The organism is Psychromonas aquatilis, assembly GCF_038155185.1.
GTDB lineage: Bacteria > Pseudomonadota > Gammaproteobacteria > Enterobacterales > Psychromonadaceae > Psychromonas > Psychromonas aquatilis.
Genome location: NZ_JBAKAZ010000007.1, coordinates 45,357 through 66,810, shown reverse-complemented (window position 1 = coordinate 66,810; position 21,454 = coordinate 45,357). Strand labels below are relative to the sequence as shown.

General features: G+C 36.6%; 15 protein-coding genes and 1 other RNA gene. 9 read left to right on the top strand and 7 right to left on the bottom strand.

Annotated features, from left to right (window positions below; all coding sequences use genetic code 11):
* Positions 1 to 31: 31 nt before the first annotated feature.
* On the top strand, positions 32 to 775 hold the full coding sequence (locus tag V6256_RS03205; protein ID WP_341596615.1) for a YciK family oxidoreductase: 744 nt from the start codon (positions 32 to 34) through the stop codon (positions 773 to 775).
* 46 nt (positions 776 to 821) lie between these two features.
* Here the strand turns inward: V6256_RS03205 and lpxM are convergent, their stop codons facing one another.
* The 5 genes from lpxM to V6256_RS03180 all read right to left on the bottom strand — a co-directional run bounded on the left by lpxM (position 822) and on the right by V6256_RS03180 (position 6,555).
* Entirely contained in the window at positions 822 to 1,784 is a 963-nt protein-coding gene (gene lpxM / locus V6256_RS03200; RefSeq protein WP_341596614.1) for a lauroyl-Kdo(2)-lipid IV(A) myristoyltransferase, read from the bottom strand.
* A gap of 52 nt (positions 1,785 to 1,836) precedes the next feature.
* An RNA gene (gene ffs, locus V6256_RS03195) (signal recognition particle sRNA small type) lies at positions 1,837 to 1,932 on the bottom strand.
* A gap of 254 nt (positions 1,933 to 2,186) precedes the next feature.
* Positions 2,187 to 3,536, bottom strand: a complete 1,350-nt coding sequence (gene pssA / locus V6256_RS03190; RefSeq protein WP_341596613.1) for a CDP-diacylglycerol--serine O-phosphatidyltransferase — start codon at positions 3,534 to 3,536, stop codon at positions 2,187 to 2,189.
* 205 nt (positions 3,537 to 3,741) lie between these two features.
* On the bottom strand, positions 3,742 to 4,932 hold the full coding sequence (locus V6256_RS03185) for an amino acid aminotransferase (RefSeq protein WP_341596612.1): 1,191 nt from the start codon (positions 4,930 to 4,932) through the stop codon (positions 3,742 to 3,744).
* An 81-nt stretch (positions 4,933 to 5,013) separates the two neighbouring features.
* Entirely contained in the window at positions 5,014 to 6,555 is a 1,542-nt protein-coding gene (locus V6256_RS03180) for a fumarate hydratase (protein WP_341596611.1), read from the bottom strand.
* Between the two features lie 107 nt (positions 6,556 to 6,662).
* Here V6256_RS03180 and pabB point away from each other — a divergent pair, with 107 nt between their 5' ends.
* The gene (gene pabB / locus V6256_RS03175; RefSeq protein ID WP_341596610.1) at positions 6,663 to 8,081 is read left to right on the top strand and encodes an aminodeoxychorismate synthase component I; all 1,419 of its coding nucleotides are present in this window, start codon (positions 6,663 to 6,665) and stop codon (positions 8,079 to 8,081) included.
* Between the two features lie 356 nt (positions 8,082 to 8,437).
* Here the strand turns inward: pabB and V6256_RS03170 are convergent, their stop codons facing one another.
* The gene (locus V6256_RS03170) at positions 8,438 to 9,385 is read right to left on the bottom strand and encodes a LysR family transcriptional regulator (protein ID WP_341596609.1); all 948 of its coding nucleotides are present in this window, start codon (positions 9,383 to 9,385) and stop codon (positions 8,438 to 8,440) included.
* A 140-nt stretch (positions 9,386 to 9,525) separates the two neighbouring features.
* On the opposite strand from V6256_RS03170, the gene V6256_RS03165 reads away from it, so the two are divergent.
* Positions 9,526 to 11,244, top strand: coding sequence for an L-lactate permease (locus V6256_RS03165; protein WP_341596608.1), 1,719 nt, complete (start codon positions 9,526 to 9,528; stop codon positions 11,242 to 11,244).
* A 306-nt stretch (positions 11,245 to 11,550) separates the two neighbouring features.
* Positions 11,551 to 14,373: an FAD-binding and (Fe-S)-binding domain-containing protein gene (locus tag V6256_RS03160; RefSeq protein WP_341596607.1), complete on the top strand. Its 2,823-nt coding sequence runs from the start codon at positions 11,551 to 11,553 to the stop codon at positions 14,371 to 14,373.
* 322 nt (positions 14,374 to 14,695) lie between these two features.
* Here V6256_RS03160 and cysB read toward each other — a convergent pair whose 3' ends face one another.
* Positions 14,696 to 15,664 carry an HTH-type transcriptional regulator CysB gene (cysB, locus tag V6256_RS03155; RefSeq protein WP_341596606.1) on the bottom strand — a complete coding sequence of 323 codons (969 nt, stop codon included), beginning with the start codon at positions 15,662 to 15,664 and terminating at the stop codon, positions 14,696 to 14,698.
* A 307-nt stretch (positions 15,665 to 15,971) separates the two neighbouring features.
* On the opposite strand from cysB, the gene V6256_RS03150 reads away from it, so the two are divergent.
* The 5 genes from V6256_RS03150 to V6256_RS03130 all read left to right on the top strand — a co-directional run bounded on the left by V6256_RS03150 (position 15,972) and on the right by V6256_RS03130 (position 21,335).
* Positions 15,972 to 16,361 (top strand): molecular chaperone DnaK, encoded by a 390-nt coding sequence (locus tag V6256_RS03150; protein WP_341596605.1) that lies wholly within the window; start codon positions 15,972 to 15,974, stop codon positions 16,359 to 16,361.
* A 72-nt stretch (positions 16,362 to 16,433) separates the two neighbouring features.
* Positions 16,434 to 18,131: an AAA family ATPase gene (locus V6256_RS03145; RefSeq protein WP_341596604.1), complete on the top strand. Its 1,698-nt coding sequence runs from the start codon at positions 16,434 to 16,436 to the stop codon at positions 18,129 to 18,131.
* Between the two features lie 146 nt (positions 18,132 to 18,277).
* On the top strand, positions 18,278 to 18,817 hold the full coding sequence (gene fabA / locus V6256_RS03140) for a bifunctional 3-hydroxydecanoyl-ACP dehydratase/trans-2-decenoyl-ACP isomerase (RefSeq protein WP_333381774.1): 540 nt from the start codon (positions 18,278 to 18,280) through the stop codon (positions 18,815 to 18,817).
* Positions 18,818 to 18,918: 101 nt separating this feature from the next.
* Positions 18,919 to 20,781 (top strand): signal peptide peptidase SppA, encoded by a 1,863-nt coding sequence (gene sppA, locus V6256_RS03135; protein WP_341596603.1) that lies wholly within the window; start codon positions 18,919 to 18,921, stop codon positions 20,779 to 20,781.
* Positions 20,782 to 20,864: 83 nt separating this feature from the next.
* The gene (locus tag V6256_RS03130) at positions 20,865 to 21,335 is read left to right on the top strand and encodes a DUF2919 domain-containing protein (protein ID WP_341596602.1); all 471 of its coding nucleotides are present in this window, start codon (positions 20,865 to 20,867) and stop codon (positions 21,333 to 21,335) included.
* Positions 21,336 to 21,454: the final 119 nt, after the last annotated feature.

Here is a 21,454-nt window from a genome sequence, read left to right as displayed (position 1 = left end):
ATGCCCTTTTTTTATAATATGAGAAGAGCAAATGAACTATACAGCCCCTGAGAATTTATTAATTAATAAAACAATTTTAATTACTGGTGCTGGCGATGGTATCGGTAAATCTTTAGCTATCAAATGCGCATCGCTTGGCGCTAAAGTGATCCTATTAGGACGTACACTAACAAAACTTCAAGCCGTTTCTGAAAAAATTAGTGCTTTGAATAACGTGACTCCAGCAATTATTAGCATGGATTTAAATACCGCAAATGAACAACAGTATAAAGCACTTGCTGAAAAGTTAATGTCTGAACATAAAAAGCTAGATGGCCTGGTTCATAATGCCAGTTATTTAGGTGAGATATGCCCTTTCACAGACATTGACAATGAAACTTGGAATGAAGTGATGCAAACCAATGTTAATGCAACGTTTTTATTAACAAAGCATTTAATGCCATTGCTAGAGCAAGCAGAAGCAGCTAGTACTATTTTTACTACTTCAAGTGTTGGTTTTAAAGGCAGAGCATTGTGGGGAGCCTATGGCGTTTCTAAGTTTGCTACAGAAGGAATGATGCAAACCATTGCTGATGAGTATCAAAGCAGCGCTATGCGCTTTAATGCCATCAATCCTGGGGCTACACGAACCGTTATGCGTGCAAATGCTTATCCTAAAGAAGATCCTCAAGTTTTAAAAACAGCTGATGAAATCTTGCCAATTTACCTTTACTTATTAGGTGATGAGAGTGTAGATATAACTGGACAACGTTTTAATGCACAAGAAAAACGTTAGGCATAAAAAAAGGCAGCTAATGCTGCCTTTATTAAACCTATCAAAACTAATAGATTTTTAAATCCTCTTCCGGACGTGTCTTAAATAACTTCAATGTCCACATATACTGCGCCCTATTTTCATCAACAACTTTTTCAATCGCAGCATTCATTATATCCGTATCCTGCTGTTCTGTAGCACTTGGGATACCTGCTAATGGAGCATGACAGATCACATCAACCTTGCCTGTTTCAGCATTATAAGAAGTATAAGTCGGTATAATCACTGCACGACCCAACTTAGCGAGACGACCTATCACAGGGAGCGTTGCTTTTTGTGTTGCATAAAAAGGTGAGAATAAACTTTTATCTCGCCCATGGTCTTCATCGGGTAAGTAATAAAAATGTGCTTTATCTCGTAAACTCTTAATGCACGGTTTTAAGCCTTCACTACGGTGATACAATGTGCCTTTTTCGTGCAAGCGACTAAAGCGTGTTCTGTAGTTTGTTACAAACCAATCAAAGATTGGGTTTTTGTAATCATTAAACATACTTGATAACGGGTAACCTCTTGCAGAGATCGCTGCAACACCCGCAAAATCAACACCATAACAATGCGGTGCTAGAAAAATAATAGCTTGTCCATTCGCTTCAGCTTCCTTAACGTATTCTTCCCCGATAAAATTAATTCTTTTCACTAGGAATGATTGACTACGAAAGGCAATTTCACCCAGTGATAGTGCAATTTGTGCAACAGAGCGAAGGTTTTCACGCATCAAAGCATCTTTTTGTTGTTCTGTATAATCAGGGAAACACAGTCCGATGTTAGTAAATGCAATCTTTTTACGCTTATTTAAAAATTTTGCATTGTATAATCTGTTGGCAACCCAGGCTGCAAAGGCATCTCTTGGCTTAACAGGAATAAAACTAAAAATAAATAGAAAACCTAAAGATAACCAAGTTAACCAATACTTTGGCATAAAATGAGCAGGTTTTAGAGATGTGTCAAAACGGGAATTATATTCTTTCATAATTAGGCCTTTGGAAGCTAATAATGAGGTTTAATAGAGGGGTGGGTGGCAGACCTCCCAGCAAACTCTCGGCACTTGATTCACTTACTATGGCTGCTGCCTTCCGGCTCTGACCTGGTTAATAAGTTGTCAATGCGAGAAACCAAGAGGCCTACCATTGTCACTGCATCAAGTCTTAACACTTGATGCGAAGAATTATACGTAAGCCTAATAAGAATTCAATCATTAAATGTTAATTTATTTCTAAGTGATTAAATTATCTGCGTTTTATATGTTTTTGGAGGTTATTTTTAATCATGAACTACTATAAAGCGCTGATTAGAGGGCGTTAAACATAACCTACCCTTTTATTTTTCTCATATAAAAGAACAAGGCTAAGTAAAACGCTGTTGATGTACTGTATTAAATGATGCCTTTAATGATCCTATCTGCTTTCACTTTTCTTAATCGAGATAAAAAGCGTTTAACTTTATTAGGGTAGCTTACGATTTCATCGATATCTTTATAGCTTTCGATTAACTGAGTGTGTGCGAGTAAATTAGATAATTCCTGGTCAATCAAAGAACATAGTTCTTTATTAGGATCATCTATTAATAAGGCATTCTCTAAATCAAGTCGCCAAGCCCTTGGATTTAAGTTATGCCCGGTTAATAATGAAAATCGGTTATCAGAATAAATCCCTTTTAGATGAAAACTATTAGTTTCATGCTTCCACAAATGAATTTTAAGATTCCCTTGTAATACAGAAGCGTTGTGTCTTCTCGCAAAGTTACGTAAGTTCACCTCGTACAGGTAAGGTAATGCACCAATGGTTCTGTAAGGTTTATCTTCTGGTATATAGAAGTCATTCGCAGTTTTATCACCGACAACAATCGTGACATCAACTTGACGTTTTAATAAAGCAGAAACATCCCTTGCGATAGCTTTAGGTAAATTGAAATAAGGCGTAAAAATAACCACACTTTCTTGTGTAGATTGGAATATTGCACGAATAACTTTGTTTAATTTATTATTTTTAGTGCCAATACCAGTTAAAGGACGTACAGATAAACCATGTGTCTCCATTGAATTAAATTTATAACCCACATTTTTTAATTTACTGCTGAGCTGCCTATGCGGTTTTTTAAGGGCACTAAATTTTGGTACTAACGGCACATTCAAATTAACAACAGCATCACTGGCAATAATAATATTTTGTAAATAATCAACCATCGAATCCGCTAGCGCGCTATCTTTAATTAACCAATAACGATCAAAGCGATATCGATCTAGTTGATGTAAATAAATATTATTAATACTAGCGCCGCTATAAAAAACCGTATCATCAAAGATAAAGCCTTTAAGGTGTTGTACACCAAAAAGTTCTTTCTTTTTCACAGGCAAGCCCAAGATATGGATACCTTGGCCTTTGATTGAAGCAACTTTTTGATACCAAGTAGTATTAGTATCACCACCTTTATCTGCACCAATTAAACCACGTTGAGCACGATGAAAATCAATAACAACATAAATATCTAATTGGGGATTCTTTGCTTTGGCAGTGTATAAGGCTTCTAATACCTCTTCACCCGCTTGATCTGCTTCTAAATAAAGAGCAGTAATGTAGATTCTTTTAGTCGCGGTACTTATTTTCTTAAATAGTTCTTCTTTAAATGCTTTCGTTGAAAATAAACAATTTACATTTTCAGCAGAGATTGGCAGCTTTTTCAATTTAGTTAAAAATGAACGGCTTTGATTTATTTTTATGCTCATAATATTTTATTTTTATTATCCAAGTTACTATTTAAAAAACGAACGTAAACTAAAGCAGTTCGATGCAAGTAGACTATTGATTTTATTACTCCATAAAATAACAAAATCAATAAACTAATTAAAATCTTTTCATTGACAGTTAATATTGTCGGCTAAAAATAAAATAACCCCAGCAATTGCTGAGGTTATTATACAAATCATTAAATTATATTACTTTTGCTAGCGCATCACATAATGGTTGCATGTTGTTTTTAGTCATACCAGCAACAGAAATACGGCCTGAACCAACAATATAAACACCAAACTCTTCTTTCAGTGTGTTTACTTGTTCAACCGTTAGTCCTGAGAAAGAAAACATACCTAGTTGACGACTAATAAAGCTAAAGTCCCCTTCTACGCCCTTTTCTTTTAGAGTTGCAACAAATAGGTCACGCATCTCTTGGATACGGTTACGCATTACTGCTACTTCTTCTTCCCATTGTGCATAAAGTGCTTTGTCATTTAGTATCGTTGCTACCACTGCCGCACCATGTGCAGGTGGGTTAGAGTAGTTAGAACGAATACCAGCTTTAATTTGACTAAATGCAGCATCTGCAATATCACTGTCTTTAGCAACAAGCGTAATACCACCTACACGCTCATTATATAAACCAAAGTTTTTAGAGAATGAGTTAGCAATTAATAGCTCAGTATTATGCTCAGCAAATACACGTAAACCCTGTGCATCTTCTTGAACGCCTTTACCAAAACCTTGATAAGCAAAATCAAAGAACGGAATTGCACCTGTTTCAGCGATTAATTTTGCTAAGATCTCCCATTGCTCTTGAGTTGGGTCAATACCCGTTGGGTTATGACAACAACCATGGAATAAGACCATGTCACCCGCTTCAACTGACTGTAATGAAGCTAGCATTGCATCAAAATCAAGATCTTTTGTCTCTGCATTGTAATAATCATAAGTCACTACTTCTAAACCAGACGTTTTAAAAACATTGCCATGGTTCGCCCATGTTGGATTACTTACCCAGATTTTTTTAATGCCTAGTTTTTTAACAGCAAAGTCAGCACCGGTACGTAATGCACCTGTTCCACCAGGAACTTGTGCAGTACGAGCTCGTTTAGACTCAATGATTTCTGCATCTTGACCAAATAATAATGTTTGAACTGCTTCACCAAATGCAGCAATCCCTTCAATGGTTAGGTAGCTTTTGGTGGTTTCTTCAGCAAGTAGACGTTTTTCAGCTTCTTTAACAGTCGCTAAAATAGGGGTTTGTCCCATTTCATTTTTGTAAATACCAACACCTAAGTTGATTTTATCTTCACGACTGTCTTTTTTGAATGCATCTGTTAAACCTAAGATAGGATCTGCAGGTGCCATACTCACTTGTTCAAACATATTTATTCCTTTATTGATTGTGAAAAAATTCTATAGGTGCTTTTATACCACTACTACTTTTTCAAGCAATCACTTTAAGCATTATTCTGACATTTTGCTGTCTAATTCAGCAATTTTCGCTTTCCAAATCGCTGGACCTTGTTGATGAACGTTATTTCCTTTGCTATCAACAGCAACGGTAACAGGCATATCTTCAACATCAAACTCATAAATAGCTTCCATTCCCAAGTCAGCAAAAGCAACAACACGAGACTTCTTAATCGCTTTAGCAACAAGGTAAGCAGCGCCACCGACAGCCATCAAATACACAGATTGATGTTTAGCAATTGAATCAACCGTTTGTTGACCACGCTCTGATTTACCAATCATTCCAAGTAAACCTGTTTCTTCGAGCATGAAATCAGTAAATTTATCCATACGTGTTGCCGTTGTTGGACCCGCTGGACCTACCACTTCATCACGCACTGCATCTACAGGACCTACGTAATAAATGAATCGATCTTTGAAATCAACGCCTTCCGGAAGACCTTCACCACTTTTTATTAATTCTTGAATACGCTTATGCGCCGCATCGCGTCCAGTCAGTATTTTTCCTGATAAAAGCAATGTGTCGCCACTTTTCCAATCGCTCATATCGGCTTTAGATAAATCATTAACGTTAACACGTTTAACGTTTTCACCTACTTCACGTGTAATTTCTGGCCATTGATCTAATGATGGTGGTGTTAATGTCGCTTCGCCAGTACCATCAAGTGTAAAGTGGGCATGTCGGGTTGCGGCACAGTTTGGAATCATTACAACAGGTTTTGATGCAGCATGTGTTGGGCAACTTTTTATTTTTATATCTAATACAGTTGTTAACCCGCCAAGCCCCTGTGCGCCTATTCCTAAGTTATTAACACGTTTAAATATTTCTAAGCGTAGTTTTTCATCTGTCGATAAACTATCAGGTGCATTTTTCTCTTTTTCTTGCAGCTCATAGATATCAACTGGCTCCATCAATGATTCTTTTGCCATCACCGCCGCTTTTTCTGCCGTACCGCCAATGCCTATGCCAAGCATACCTGGTGGACACCAACCCGCTCCCATTGTCGGTACTGTTTTTTCAATCCAATCTTCGATTGAATCAGATGGGTTTAACATTGCCATTTTAGATTTGTTTTCAGAGCCGCCACCTTTAGCCGCAACCATTACTTCTACTTTATCGCCTTTTACCATCTCTACATGTACAACAGAAGGTGTATTGTCTTTGGTATTTTTACGAGCACCCGCTGGATCGGCAACAATTGAAGCACGTAGTGGGTTTGTTTGTTCGTTGTATGCCTGACGGACGCCTTCATCAACTAATTCTTGAACCGTTAACTCAGAATCAAAACTAACTTTCATGCCAATTTTTACAAATACAGTCACAATACCAGTATCTTGACAGATAGGACGTTTCCCTTCTGCTGACATACGTGAATTAATTAAAATTTGTGCAATCGCATCTTTTGCGGCTGGATTTTTTTCTGCTTGGTAAGCTTTATCCATTGCTTGGATAAAATCTAACGGGTGATAATACGAAATAAATTGAAGTGAATTTTTTACACTATTAATAAAATCTAACTCTTTAATGACTGTCATCAGTCGCTCCCAATAAATAGTAAACCGTTTTCCATAAAACAATGGTAATATTGAACGCCTTATACACCTAATTTTTTGTTATAAAAATGTTGCATAAATACGAAAAAATGACTTATAAATCAGCGAACATCATCATAAAACCCCTCGATCTTAGCGAAGCGATAATCAGTATCATTAAGCAGCAGCTTTCTGGTTTAGAATGGTCATTTCTTTTGGAATCATCTAACACTCAACATGTGGATAGTAATTGGTCAATTTACACTGCCGATCCTATTGCCACCTTGACCGATATTGACCGACAAACCCTTTTCCATGATCGATTAACAGACATCACTAAGGTCATGGAAAATGATCCTCTAAAAGCGCAAAGTAGGATCCGTAAACAATTCTTTCATGACCAACAAATTGAACAGTTTCCGTTTGTAGGTGGTGTAATGGCAACTTATCATTATGAAATGGGTGAAAAGTTTGAAAACATCAACCATCAGGAAAGCAATAATGGTTTAGGTTTAGCACCCTACTACTGTGGTTTTTACGATTGGGCCATTCTATTTAATGTTGAAACTGAACAATACTATCTAGTACAACAACGTTGTAAGCATCAAACTGAAGATATCAATTTACTTTATACTAAGCGATTACAATGGTTAATAGACCTAGGTCATGGTCAGATTGAAAATGAGAAGGCCTTTCGTTTATCTGAACAGTGGCTTGCAAATTACACTGAACAAGAGTACCGCGATTCATTCAAAAAAATTCAAGAGTATATTTTAAGTGGTGATTGTTACCAAGTTAACTTAGCACAACGCTTTCAAGCTACATATACAGGCAATGAATACAACGCATACTTAACATTACTTGAGGAAAATAAAGCACCTTTTGCCGCCTTTATTCGCTTACCTAATCAAGCGATTATCTCTTTATCTCCTGAACGTTTTTTACAGCTGGACAAAGGTGTCATCCAAACTAAACCTATTAAAGGGACTATGCCCCGTGGTCTAGATGAGCATCAAGATTTACTCAATAAACAACAACTGTCAAATTCTGAAAAAGACCAAGCAGAAAACTTAATGATAGTGGACTTACTACGTAATGATATCGGTAAAGTATCTAAACCAGGCACTGTCAAAGTACCCAAACTATTTAATATAGAAAGCTTCCCTGCTGTTCACCATTTAGTGAGCACAGTGACGGGAGAACTTGCTCCTGAATATACATGTGAAGATTTACTGAGGGCTTGTTTTCCAGGAGGCTCGATCACAGGCGCCCCTAAAATAAGATCCATGGAAATTATTTATGAATTAGAAAAATATTTCCGTGAAATTTACTGCGGTAGCATCGCCTACATCAATGGGAATGGTGATATGGACAGTAGTATCACCATTAGAACATTAGTTTGTACTCAAGGTCATATTTATTGTTGGGCAGGTGGCGGTATTGTCGCGGACTCAATAGTAGAAAATGAATACCAAGAATGTTTTGATAAAGTAAGTAAAATATTGCCGGTCTTGGCAGCCTTAACGTAAAAGATAACCAGTCTCTTTCAGTTAAAAAATAACAAAGTAAATACAATAAGGCCAATCATTAAGACTTATTGTATTTACTGCTTTTAAATCTACTTAGCTATTAAACTTTTACAACCATAAATCACTGATCTTTGACTCTTAGCTTCATCGTTAAGATCAGCAAACATTAATTAGCAAGTATTGATAAGCAGAATCCAACAAAATAATTATCTCTATCCCTCACTTATGATGACCGATCACTTTTAAAAAGCAGCCCCAGTTCAACAGATAGGGAATACCGACACTGATGAAAATAAATGTCGTCGCTCAGTTCATTATATTAACGCGCTATTTAATTAAAAATATAAATTCCTTAATTAAACTCGAGCACTAAATGATTCCCCAATGGCTGCATAGCTTTCACGTATATGATCAATTAACAAACGAATTTTAAGCGGGGCTTGGCGTGTAAATGGATATACCGCATAAATGCCTAACTTCTTACCAACCTGATCTGGAAAAATATCAATTAAATCGCCTTGCAAAATATCTTGATAAACCAAACACCTCGGTACATAAGCAATCCCGTTACCGCCTAATGCGATTTGTCGTAATGAGCCTGCATTATTCGTTGAGAAGTTTCCTGCAACTTGAATGATGTAATTACCATTTTCGCCCTTAAATTCCCAACCCGATGCCCCTGTTGTTTGATAGGCGTATTGTAAACAATTGTGATTAACTAATTCTAATGGGGAAACAGGCCTGCCAAAACGCTCAATATAAGCGGGAGAAACACAAATAACCCATTGGGAGTCAATTAAATGACGAGCAATTAAATTTGAATCACTCATTTCCCCTGTTCTTATCACTAAATCATAACCACCTTCTATCAAGTCTACAAAAGAATTCTCCATCGACATTTCAACTGTAAGCCCTGGATGCATATTACAAAACTCAGCAACAGTATTCGCTAATAAAAGGTCTCCTGAAATGGTTGGGACGGACATTTTAATATTACCCACCATGCTTTCAGCATACCCATATATCCCGTCAATCGCCTCAACTGCTGCCTGCTTCACATTTTTAGCACCTTGATAAAGTAACTTACCAGCTTCACTGAGGGTTAATTTTCGTGTTGTTCGATATAAAAGTTGTACCCCAAGCTCTTCTTCTAATCTTGCGATATGTTTGCTAACTACTGAATTTGTAAGGGAATTTAATTCAGCCACTTTACTAAAAGACCCATGGTCGACCACTTGTACGAATAGAATCAAATCATCAGCTTTTACCATCATTGCACCTGTTTTGGAAATAATGTTTATCATTATCTCTATATATAGAGAAAAAGCAAAGGAGTATCGTCACAAACCATTAACAAGTGATTAACAATAAAGAGAAATTAAGCAATGCCTGTGTGTTTAGTCATGAGGGCATAACCATCGTATTCAAAAGGAAAGGAAAAGGAATGAATAGTACGTTACTTGCATTAATTGCATTTTCACCAATCGTAATGGCAGCCATCTTATTAGTCGGCCTCAATTGGCCAGCTAAAAAAGCAATGCCCGTCGCTTTCTTATTAACAGCCATCATTGCTTTCTTTGTTTGGGACATGTCGTCAACACGTATTATTGCCTCTTCTCTACAGGGATTAATGATAACAGTGTCGGTATTATGGATTGTATTCGGTGCTATTTTTTTACTCAATACCTTAAAACATACCGGTGCCATCAATGTTATTCGCAATGGTTTCATCAACATCTCACCAGATCGACGTATTCAAGCGATCATTATCGCTTGGTGTTTTGGTTCCTTTATTGAAGGTGCATCTGGATTTGGTACCCCAGCCGCTATCGCTGCCCCACTGTTAGTTGCTATTGGTTTTCCTGCCCTAGCCGCGGTAGTAATTGGTATGATGATTCAATCAACGCCGGTTTCATTTGGTGCTGTCGGTACCCCGATCATAGTCGGTGTTAATAAAGGTCTTGATACTCACAATATCTCAGAAACATTAGCTTCAAGTGGCGCTACGTGGGAGCATTACTTACAAGAAATAACCAGTAATGTCGCTATTATTCATGGCATTGTGGGGACATTGATACCAGTATTAATGGCAATGATGTTAACGCGATTTTTTGGTAAGAACAAAAATTGGACAGAAGGCTTAAACATATTACCTTTTGCGCTTTTCGCTGGTTTAGCATTTACAGTACCTTACGCTTTAACAGGTGCTTTCCTTGGCCCTGAATTTCCATCTTTAATGGGCGGGCTAATCAGCCTTACTATTGTTGTTACTGCGGCTAAAAAAGGATTTCTTGTTCCTAAAAAAGTGTGGGACTTTGAAGCACAATATCAATGGCCTAAGGAATGGTTAGGCTCACTCAAGATGAATTTAAAAGATGACTTTAAAAAGACAAAACAGAAAAAGGAAATAAGTTTGGCCTTGGCCTGGTTACCTTATTTATTACTAGCCATTATATTAGTGTTTAGCCGTATTAGTGTCGAATTTAAAGACTTCTTAAGAAGTGTTAGCTTATCATTTACTAATATTTTAGGAGAAACAGGAATAAGCTCAGCGATTGAGCCTCTTTATTTACCCGGCGGGATTTTAGTGTTTGTCGCCCTACTCGCGGTGTTATTACAATCTAATAGCCTTAGACCACTAGGCTGTGCATTTAAAGAATCAAGCAAAACATTACTGGGTGCTGGATTCGTCTTAATCTTTGCAATTCCAATGGTACGCATTTTTATTAACTCCGGTATTAATGGAGCTGAATTAGCAAGTATGCCAGTGACTACCGCTAATTTTGCAGGAAATCTCGTGGGTGATTTATTTCCAGCACTTAGTGCTTTCATCGGAGCCTTAGGTGCATTTATCGCAGGTTCAAACACTATTTCGAATATGATGTTTAGCCAATTCCAGTTTGAAGTCGCACAAACGTTAGCAGTATCAAGTACCGCGATCGTTTCTCTACAAGCCGTTGGTGCTGCAGCGGGCAATATGATTGCCATTCATAATGTGGTTGCTGCCTCCGCGACAGTTGGCTTATTAGGCCGCGAGGGAATCATTCTACGTAAGACTATTATCCCTACATTCTATTATGTTGCTGTCACTGGCATTATTGGCTTAGTTATCATTTATGGTTTTAATGTAAGTGACAGTTTAATGTCAGCCCAAGGTGGTTAACCATGACTTGATAATATTACATTTAGAAATCATAAATTAAAAAAATAAACTAATAAATTACATTTTTAAGCGGGTTAAGTATTAACCCGCGCATCTACTTTAACTGCTCACAACGACCTACCTTATCTGGAATACTAAGGTTAACTTTGTGGGGCGAACTTAAGTAAACAATAAAACATTAAAATACCATGTAACGATTATTGTCTTAATTATCAGTTGGCTTGTTGTCATCGACATTGAATAATTAATTCGTTCTCGCAGCTATATTATAAGTCAATTCGTTGCTAATTATCTTGAGGAACTATAATGAAAAACAGTCAAACCCCCTACCAAAAATTAGAATCATTGTTGTTGCAACAGATTGACCAAAATAGAATATTTACCGATCAAGCATTAACACTTGCCTATGGTACTGACGCTAGCTTCTACCGTTTAATCCCGAAAATGGTATTACGATTAAAAAACATTGATGAAGTGATCTTTGCCATTAAATTATGCGGCGAGCTAAACATTGCCTGTACATTCCGTGCGGCGGGTACCAGTTTATCAGGTCAAGCAGTATCAGATTCGGTATTAATTACATTAACCGATGATTGGCGTGGTCATAAAATCCATGATGATGGACATAAAATCACACTGCAACCAGGAGTGATTGGAGCCGATGCTAATAAATACCTTGCTTCATTCGGGCGTAAAATAGGACCTGACCCTGCTTCTATCAACGCTTGTAAAATCGGTGGTATTGCAGCAAATAATGCGAGTGGTATGTGTTGTGGAACAGCACAAAATTCCTACCGAACTATTGATAGTATGAAGTTAGTTTTTTCAGATGGCACATTACTTGATACAGCTGATAAGGATAGTATTGCGGATTTTAAATTAAATAAATCCGAGTTAATTGCAGGCATTGAAAGTTTATGCGCCGATGTCACCAACAATGCTGAATTAACACAGCGTATTAATCATAAATATCGCCTTAAAAATACCACTGGCTATTCACTCAATTCATTAGTCGATTATGCAGACCCTATTGAAGTGATTGAACATTTAATGATCGGATCTGAGGGAACGCTCGGTTTTATTGCTGAAATTACCTATAACACTGTTGTAGAGCATCCTCACAAAGCATCAGCTTTAATTGTTTTTAATAACATTGATGAAGCAAGTAAAGCGGTAACCGCATTAACAAGACAGCCTGTTTCGGCAGTTGAGATGATGGATGGTCGAGCAATGCGTTCAGTTGCCGATAAACCAGGTATGCCAAGTTTCCTTAAAACATTAGATTTACAAGCAGGGACACTATTAATTGAGTCTAGAGCAAGTGATACTGCGCAATTAGATCAACAATGTCAGGCTATTATGCAAACAATTGCTAAGTTTAATGTTATTGAGTCAGTCTCTTTTACTACCGATGCCAATACTGTGGCTACCTTATGGGGCATTCGCAAAGGCATGTTCCCTGCCGTTGGCGCAGTAAGAGAAGTCGGTACCACCGTGATTATAGAAGATGTCGCTTTTCCAGTTGAACATTTAGCCGCAGGGGTACATGACTTACAAGCACTATTTGAGCAATTCAATTACAATGAAGCCATTATTTTCGGACATGCACTGGAAGGTAATTTACATTTTGTATTTACTCAAAGTTTCGATGCGCAAGAAGAAATAAAGCGTTATGGTGACTTTATGGATGCTGTAGCACAATTAGTAGCCGTTAAATACCAAGGATCATTAAAAGCAGAGCATGGAACAGGCCGTAATATGGCACCTTATGTTGAACTAGAATGGGGTAAAGATGGTTATGATTTAATGCAAAAAATTAAAGCATTGTTTGACCCGCATGGCATACTAAATCCAGGTGTCATTATTAATGATGACCCAAAGTCACACCTTAAAAGCTTAAAGCCAATGCCTAAAGCTGATGACTTAATTGACCGCTGTATTGAATGTGGTTTTTGTGAGCCCGTTTGCCCTTCAAGAACACTCAGCTTATCTCCTCGCCAACGTATTGTCTTATATCGAGAACTACAACGCAGAGAGAATAATAATGAAACGGAAAATGCTAAGGTATTACGAGATGTTTTTGAATATCAGGGAATTGATACCTGCGCTGCAACAGGGTTATGTTCTGAACGTTGCCCTGTTGGCATCAATACAGGTGATTTAGTTAAACAATTACGCACCAGTAAATATAAGAAATTTACTCCAATCGCATCTTGGACTGCAGAGCATTTTAGAACAACGACTAAAATGGCAAAAATAGGACTAAAAGTAAGCAATGTTGCTCAAAAAGCCTTAGGTAAAAAAGCAATTTCAACAGTGTCGAATAAGGTACGTAGCTTAAGTGCAGGGAAAACACCGCAGTGGATTCCAGAAATGCCGACCGCCAACAAACATAAAGTGAGCAGCACTTTTAGCCAAAATAAAGACAGTAAAAAAGTCGTTTATTTTCCATCATGCGCCGCTCGTACAATGGGGCAACAAGCCGATAATAATGACAGCCGATCATTAACTGAAATTACGGAATCATTAATTAAAAAAGCAGGTTTTGAGATTATCGTTCCAGATGCTTTAGCTGATCAATGTTGTGGTATGCCCTATGACAGTAAAGGCATGAGTGAACTTGCATTACAAAAATCACAGCAGTTAGAAGCCGCACTATGGCAAGCGAGTGAACAAGGGAAATGGCCAATCTTAATGGATACTAGTCCCTGTGCAAAACAAAGTATTGATAAGTTTACACACTCTATGGAACTATTAGAGCCGACTGGGTTTGTACTTAAATATTTATCACCGCATTTACAGTTTGCACCGATAAAAGAAACAGTAATGTTACATATTACTTGTAGCGCACAACGAATGGGCTTAGAAAATAGCATGCTCACATTAGCTAAGTCTTGTGCTGAGGAAGTGATTGTGCCTGAACATATTCAATGCTGTGGGTGGGCAGGAGATAAAGGGTTTACCACGCCCGAATTAAATGCCGCAGCAGTACACACACTTAAGGATCAAGTACCTGAGGATTGTAAACGAGGATTTAGTAATAGTCGCACCTGTGAAATAGGCCTTTCACATCACAGTGGCATTCCTTATCAGTCTATTTTGTACCTAGTGGATGAAGCTACAGCATAGCAATAAGGAACAAACTCATCACTCTGAATCAAATAAAAGCCATTCTTATGAGTGGCTTTTTATTCACATAACACCTTTTTATTCATATAACACTAATAGGCTTGCGAAGACCAGCAATAACACCACTTAGTTGTTAATATAGCTGGTATAACTGAGCACAATAGTGAGAAAACGCGATAGCATTTGAAGTGAAATGATTCATCGCTTACTTTAAAAACAAATATTTATTACACTATTTTACCAGGTTAATCAGAATAATGAGTAACATAACAACCATCTGTATAACATGATGATAGCTAATATAAGTTAAGCAATGACATGATTATCTGACAGGTAACTCAATCCCTTCAAATAACTTATTTACTTCTGCGGTATATTTTAGTTGAATTGCTTTTTCCACTAAAGGTCGTGTTAAATGCGGTGCAAAGCGCACCATGAAATCATACATATAATCTCTTAAGAAAGAGCCTTTTCTAAAGCCAATACTGGTTAAACTGGATTTGAAAATATGACTCGCATCCAATACACAGAAATCATCATTATCATTAATGGCCATTGTTGCAATAACCCCCACACCTAAGCCTAATCGGACATACGTTTTAATTACATCTGCATCTGTTGCGGTGAACACAACATTTGGTTTATAACCTGATGCATTAAATGCTTCATCAAGTTCTGAACGCCCTGTAAAGCCAAAAATATAAGTCACAATAGGATGCTGTGCTATATCATCTATCGTTAGCTTATCAACTTTAGCCAGAGGGTGATCTTTAGGAACAATTACCGAGCGATTCCAGTGATAACAAGGCAGCATGATTAAATCTTGATAAAGATGTAACGCTTCCGTTGCTATTGCAAAGTCTGTCTTACCTTTAACTACAGATTCACTTATCTGAGTTGGTGTCCCTTGATGCATATGTAGAGACACTTTAGGGTAGCGCTTAATAAAGCCATTGATGATCTCAGGTAATGCATAACGCGCTTGCGTATGCGTTGTGGCAATATTTAATGTACCTTGATCTGGCATGGTATATTGATTAGCAACAGCTTTAATACTCTCTACTTTACCTAGTATTTCCGTTGAATAACGGATAATTTCTTGTCCCGCTGGCGTCACTTTAGTTAAGTGCTTACCACTGCGCTCAAAAATTTGAATACCCAGTTCATCTTCTAACATTCTAACTTGTTTACTAATGCCCGGCTGAGAGGTAAAAAGATTTTCAGCAGTAGCAGAGACATTCAAGTTATGATTGAGGACTTCGACAATATATCGTAATTGTTGCAATTTCATAAATTTATCAGCTTATATTTATTGAGTGCTTATAACGTTTAATTATAACAGAGTTATATAATCAAAAACTATCCTTTTTAATTTACTTATAAAAGTCTTTTATTATTAACGCTTATATTTGCTTAATTATCTAAAACTCTCCAAGAATTAAATGAGTCCTGTCCCCTTCTGCCAACCGTAAAATAATGAATTAATTTAGCATCATAGGACTGAATAAGTCATTCAAATAAAACAAACTTGATATAAATCATTAACTGTAGAGTGGTAAGTATTATGATAAATAAACAAAAAATTTATGAGGCCTGTTATGCAAATGATTACATCTGAACAACAAGTTCTTTTACAACAACAATTATTAATAGAGCTTTCAAAAATCAAAGAGAAAGTGAAAACAAGATTAGCCGTTTCTTCAAAAAAGTACTTGAACGATTTAGTTGATCAAGTGGATTATATGAATGCTGACGTATTAATCGATAATTTAATGTTAAGTGAAAGCCACTCCCTTAGTTTATACAAACAACAAATTCAAAGCATTGATGCGGCACTGCAAGGAATAGAGTTAGGACTCTATGGTTTGTGCTCAGATTGTGAAGCTCCACTGACCATTGACGAGTTACTCGTATGCCCGACTAAACAACGCTGTCAGGGCTGCGAAACGAAATATCAACAACAAAAAGTGAAAGGTTATAAACTATAAGCATATTCTTGTTAACTTTATAGGGAGGACTATGTTAAATTGCCTCCTTTTACTTTAACTAGAGCAGACACTTTGACCAACAATATTTCTTCTACAACTTCAAACGATGTCGCTAATAAACCTGAACTGGTCGCGGACAATTTACAACCTTTAATAAAACAGCAATGCACAAGTGATTTTGCACCACTTATTGCAGCATATAAAAAAACACAGGAACCAGAGCTGTTAACACTGTTCCCTGAAGCTGTTGCTATTATTGACCATTATTTAAAACTACCAACTTCATTATTACTGATTAACAGCCGACATTGGCAAAGTGCACAAAAATTGCTACAACAAATAATGCCAGAGCCAAGCAATAGCGCTTACTTATTAAGTTATGATAAAGAATCACTGTTTGGTCGTATTTCTGAAGCTCAAAATCACACATTGAGTATTCAAGAAGGTGAATTGATTAAACGCAATGATGGTGTGCTAACACTTAATATTAGCCCTTTATTAGTTGATCCTAGTCTTTGGTTTAGTTTGAAATCATTGTTACAACGTGGTTATTTACAAGCCAGTGATTTAGTCAACGCAGAAAAAATAAAAATAGCGTTACCAAACCTTTCATCTTGCTTCATCAACACTAAAATAATTTTAGTGGCAAGTCGTATGCAATTAGAAGAATTAATTCAGATTGATCCTGAATATACACAAGTATCTTCATTGTTTTGTGAGCTACCAAGCCAAGTGCACGTATCACAAAGTAACATTAATGCATTAATCAACTATTGCCACAAACAATGTCAAGAATTGAATATAAAGCCATTAGATGAACAAGCTTTACTGGCTTTATTTAATCACTTAAGCATGCAATGCCAACATCAACAGCAACTACTATTCTCACCTGAATTCATTGAGCAGATGCTACAATATGCCAATCTTTATACAGAAAATAATGAAGTCAGTGACAATGATTTACTTTGTTATTTTGATGAAATTGATAAAGCACAATCTTTAGCAAAAAAATACAGTGAGCAATCAATACTTGAAGGCCAGATTAATCTACAATTATCTGGCGAGAAGATTGGTCAAATCAATGGGTTATCTGTCGTTGAATTGTTAGGTTACCCATGCGAATTTGGTGAAATCTTTAGAATTTCAGCAAGTGACATGATTGGCGATGGTGAAATTATCGACGTAGAGCGTAAAGTAGAGTTAGCGGGTAATATTCATGCAAAAAGTACCTTAATCGTTCAGGGTTATTTGAATCATTTTTTCAGTCATATTGCTGCTTTCCCCTATTCATGTAATTTAGTCTTTGAGCAGTCATATCAAGAAAGTGATGGTGATAGTGCTTCTTTAGCTATCTTAATCGCTGTTATTTCTTGTTATTCACAATCCCCTGTTCAACAAAATGTATTTGTCACTGGTTCATTAGATCAACATGGTAATGTATTACCTATTGGCGGGATTAATCAAAAAATTGAATCGGTAACACGTTTATTTGAATTAGGTTTGCTATCTGATCCAGTTAAAGTTTTGATGCCAAGTGCGAATATCCTAAACTTAACCTTAAACCAAGCAACATTAGCGTTAATAGAAACAGGGAAAATTGTTGTTTACCCTATTGCTCATTGTCACCAAGCTTTCCCGATTTTATTGGGCAAAAGCTTTAAACAAGTGATTACAACGATTAATGCTAGAATTGAAGAAACAAATAAAGATGAAGCAGATGACTCGGATTTTAATTTGTTGTCTCGTCTAAAAAATGCATTATTTAGCTAAGGGTAAAGCGTCTTAAAAAATCATGTATTTTATAATTCTTGATTGTTTAAACCGCGTCATATAAAGTGTGCCGCTTAGTATTCCGTAGTATTAAGTTATTTTTTTGTTTAATACTTCACCTTCTCAAATTTTTAAGAAAAGAAATTATGACTAAAATCGTATCCCAAAAAGAGTTGGGTAAAAACTCTTACAACAAAGAAGAATTAATCAAATGTGGTCAAGGTGAGTTATTTGGTGAAGGTAACTGCCAACTTCCAGTTGACAATATGTTAATGCTAGACCGTATCATTTCTATCACTGAAGACGGTGGCGAGCATGGTAAAGGTGAGTTAATTGCAGAATTAGATATCGATAAAGCATTGTGGTTCTTTGAATGTCACTTCCCAAATGATCCAGTAATGCCTGGCTGTTTAGGGTTGGACGCTATGTGGCAGCTTGTTGGCTTCTTCCTTGGTTGGAGCGGCGGTCCAGGCAAAGGTCGTGCACTAGGTGTAGGTAATGTTAAATTTACTGGTCAAGTTTTACCAACGGCTAAAAAAGTAACTTACCGTATTACTATGAAACGTTTAATCATGCGTAAATTAGTAATGGGTATTGCTGATGGTGTGGTTGAAGTAGACGGTAAAGTTATCTACACAGCTGAAGATTTGAAAGTAGGTTTATTTGTAGATACTTCAAGCTTCTAAAGCAAAAATTGATTATCATTTAAGGCACCAATTATTGAAAAAGTAATTGGTGCTTTTTTTTATCCAAAATTTCTATAAATCAACACCGTATAAGGATTGTCATGGGCCGCCTATTTGGTTTTATTAAAAATGTTTTTGTAAAAGCCGCGAAACTAATCAATTTCATTCGTTTGTTAATCGTTAATGTTATATTTATTGCCGTTATTTTGTTCTTTTACTTCTCAGTGACCACTGAAGAAACCCCGATTATTGTTGAAAATAACTCAACGTTATTAATTAATTTTAATGGTCGGCTTGTAGAACAAAAACAACCCATTGATTTATCACAAGCGTTATCTAAACAACTAACAGCTAGCAACCCTAACACAACACAGGAATATGAAGTTGAACAGGTTATTAATACCATCAAACATGCACAGAAAGATGATAACATTTCAGCGCTTGCTATTAATCTCACTAACCTTCAGCCTGCCAGTTTAAATCAGCTTACTGATATTGGGGAAGCGATCAGCGAATTTAAAGATGAAGGAAAATCTGTTTCTGTCTATTCTGATAATTATAGTCAGTCACAATATTACCTAGCCAGTTTTGCTGACGACATTACGTTAGCGCCTAATGGCATGGTTGCTTTACAGGGTTATGCAGTTAATCGATTATACTTTAAAGATTTATTAGACTCGTTATTGATCACTCCCCATATTTTTAAAGTCGGTACCTATAAATCCTTTGTTGAACCGTTCACTGAAACTTCAATGTCTGATTATAGTAAACAAGCTAATCAACATTGGCTTGATCAAATATGGCAGAGTTACATAGAACGTGTAATAGCTAACCGTGATAAAAATCCGTTGATCAATATTGATTCGATCAATCCTGATCTAGCAACACTTAAGAAAAACTTACTAAATGCATCTGGTGATGCCAGCAAGTATGCAAAATCTGTCGGTTTAGTAGATAGATTAGCCTATGTTGATAGCTTTATTGAAAACTTGAAATCACCACAACAAGAGCAAAATAAAACATCTCATATCATTAATTATCATTTCTATAGCAGCACCATCCCTTCTCGTTATCAAGAAACAGGGGTGAATGATCAAGTTGCCGTTATCCATGGCTCAGGCGAAATTGTGTCAGGCTATGCGCAAGGCGTCGCTATTAGTGACAAAAACTTTAATAAATTAATTAAACAAGCAATTAACAACAAACGGATTAAAGCTGTTGTGTTACGTTTGGATACACCTGGAGGCAGTGCGTTTGCTTCTGAAAATATTCGCCAACAGGTACTTGCTTTAAAAACAGCCAATAAAAAAGTGATTGTTTCTATGGGCTCTGTAACAGCTTCAGGCGGTTACTGGATTGCTTCAGCTGCAGATAAAATTATTGCCTCACCGACTACATTAACGGGTTCAATAGGTATTTTTGGTATGTTCGCAACCATTGATAAGTCATTAAATAAGATTGGTGTCTATCAAGATGGAGTTTCAACCAATGAACTTGCAAATATCGGTATTACACAGCCTTTAACACCTGAATTAGCAGAAATTTTTCAAATAGGCATTGAAAGTGGTTATGAGAACTTTCTCAGTGTGGTTTCTGAAGGGAGAGATATGACTAAGGAAGAGGTTGATAATGTTGCTCAAGGGCGTGTATGGACTGGTATTGACGCTATTGAAAATGGCTTAGTAGATGGGCTTGGGAATTTACAAGATGCCATTGCACTTGCTGCTCAGCTAGCTGAGTTAGATAAATTCGATACAGTGTCAATACAACCAGAAATGACCCCCAAACAATTATTTGTTCATAGAGTATTGTCAGCATCGATCAGCTACTTACCAACAGGCATTATTCAGCAACCCGCTTTATTTTCAATGTTTGAAAAGTTACAACAACAAACTGATTTCATGACGCGAATCAATGACCCTAAAAACCAATACATCTATTGTACTGTTTGCCAAATTCAATAGTGATGTATTATTAAAATATATTTCCAATTAGCAACACCTCGGTTTTCTTAATGATGCTGAGGTGTTTACCTCTAGAGTCCCTCATGACAAAAAATATTTACCCTTTAGATAATTACACCGAGTCAGGTAATTTAAAAGCCCCTACTCTACTGATCTTAATTTTATTATTTTTAGCCAGAACTTGGGCATTATTGAGCATCTCATTGGTTTCTCAACAAACAGGGAATCAATTACTTAGCATATTCTATCCCAATAAATTACATTTTTATCAAGGTTTACTGATTGGTTGTTTAGCGATCATTGTTTTTGCTATTTATGGAAGAAGACATGCAGAAGATAAATGGGCGCACAAGTGCTGGCCATTTTGTTTATTTATGATCTGGGCAGCGGTTATCTTAGATTGTATCTTGCAGGTTTATTATTTATCAACTATTCATTTTCATTATTCATTAACAGCTTCTATACAGCTCGTTATTACACTATGGAGCCTAATCTATATTGTCAAAAGCCAACGATTTAAAGATAGTTTCAAATCAATTACTGCGACTAAGTAATAAGTAATGATATTAAAAACTAGTGCGTTATTTACAATGATGAGCGACTTATTTGCATCGTTAAAAAATTTTAATTAATAAGGAGCCTCGCGAAACACCTCATAGTGAATATGTAGATA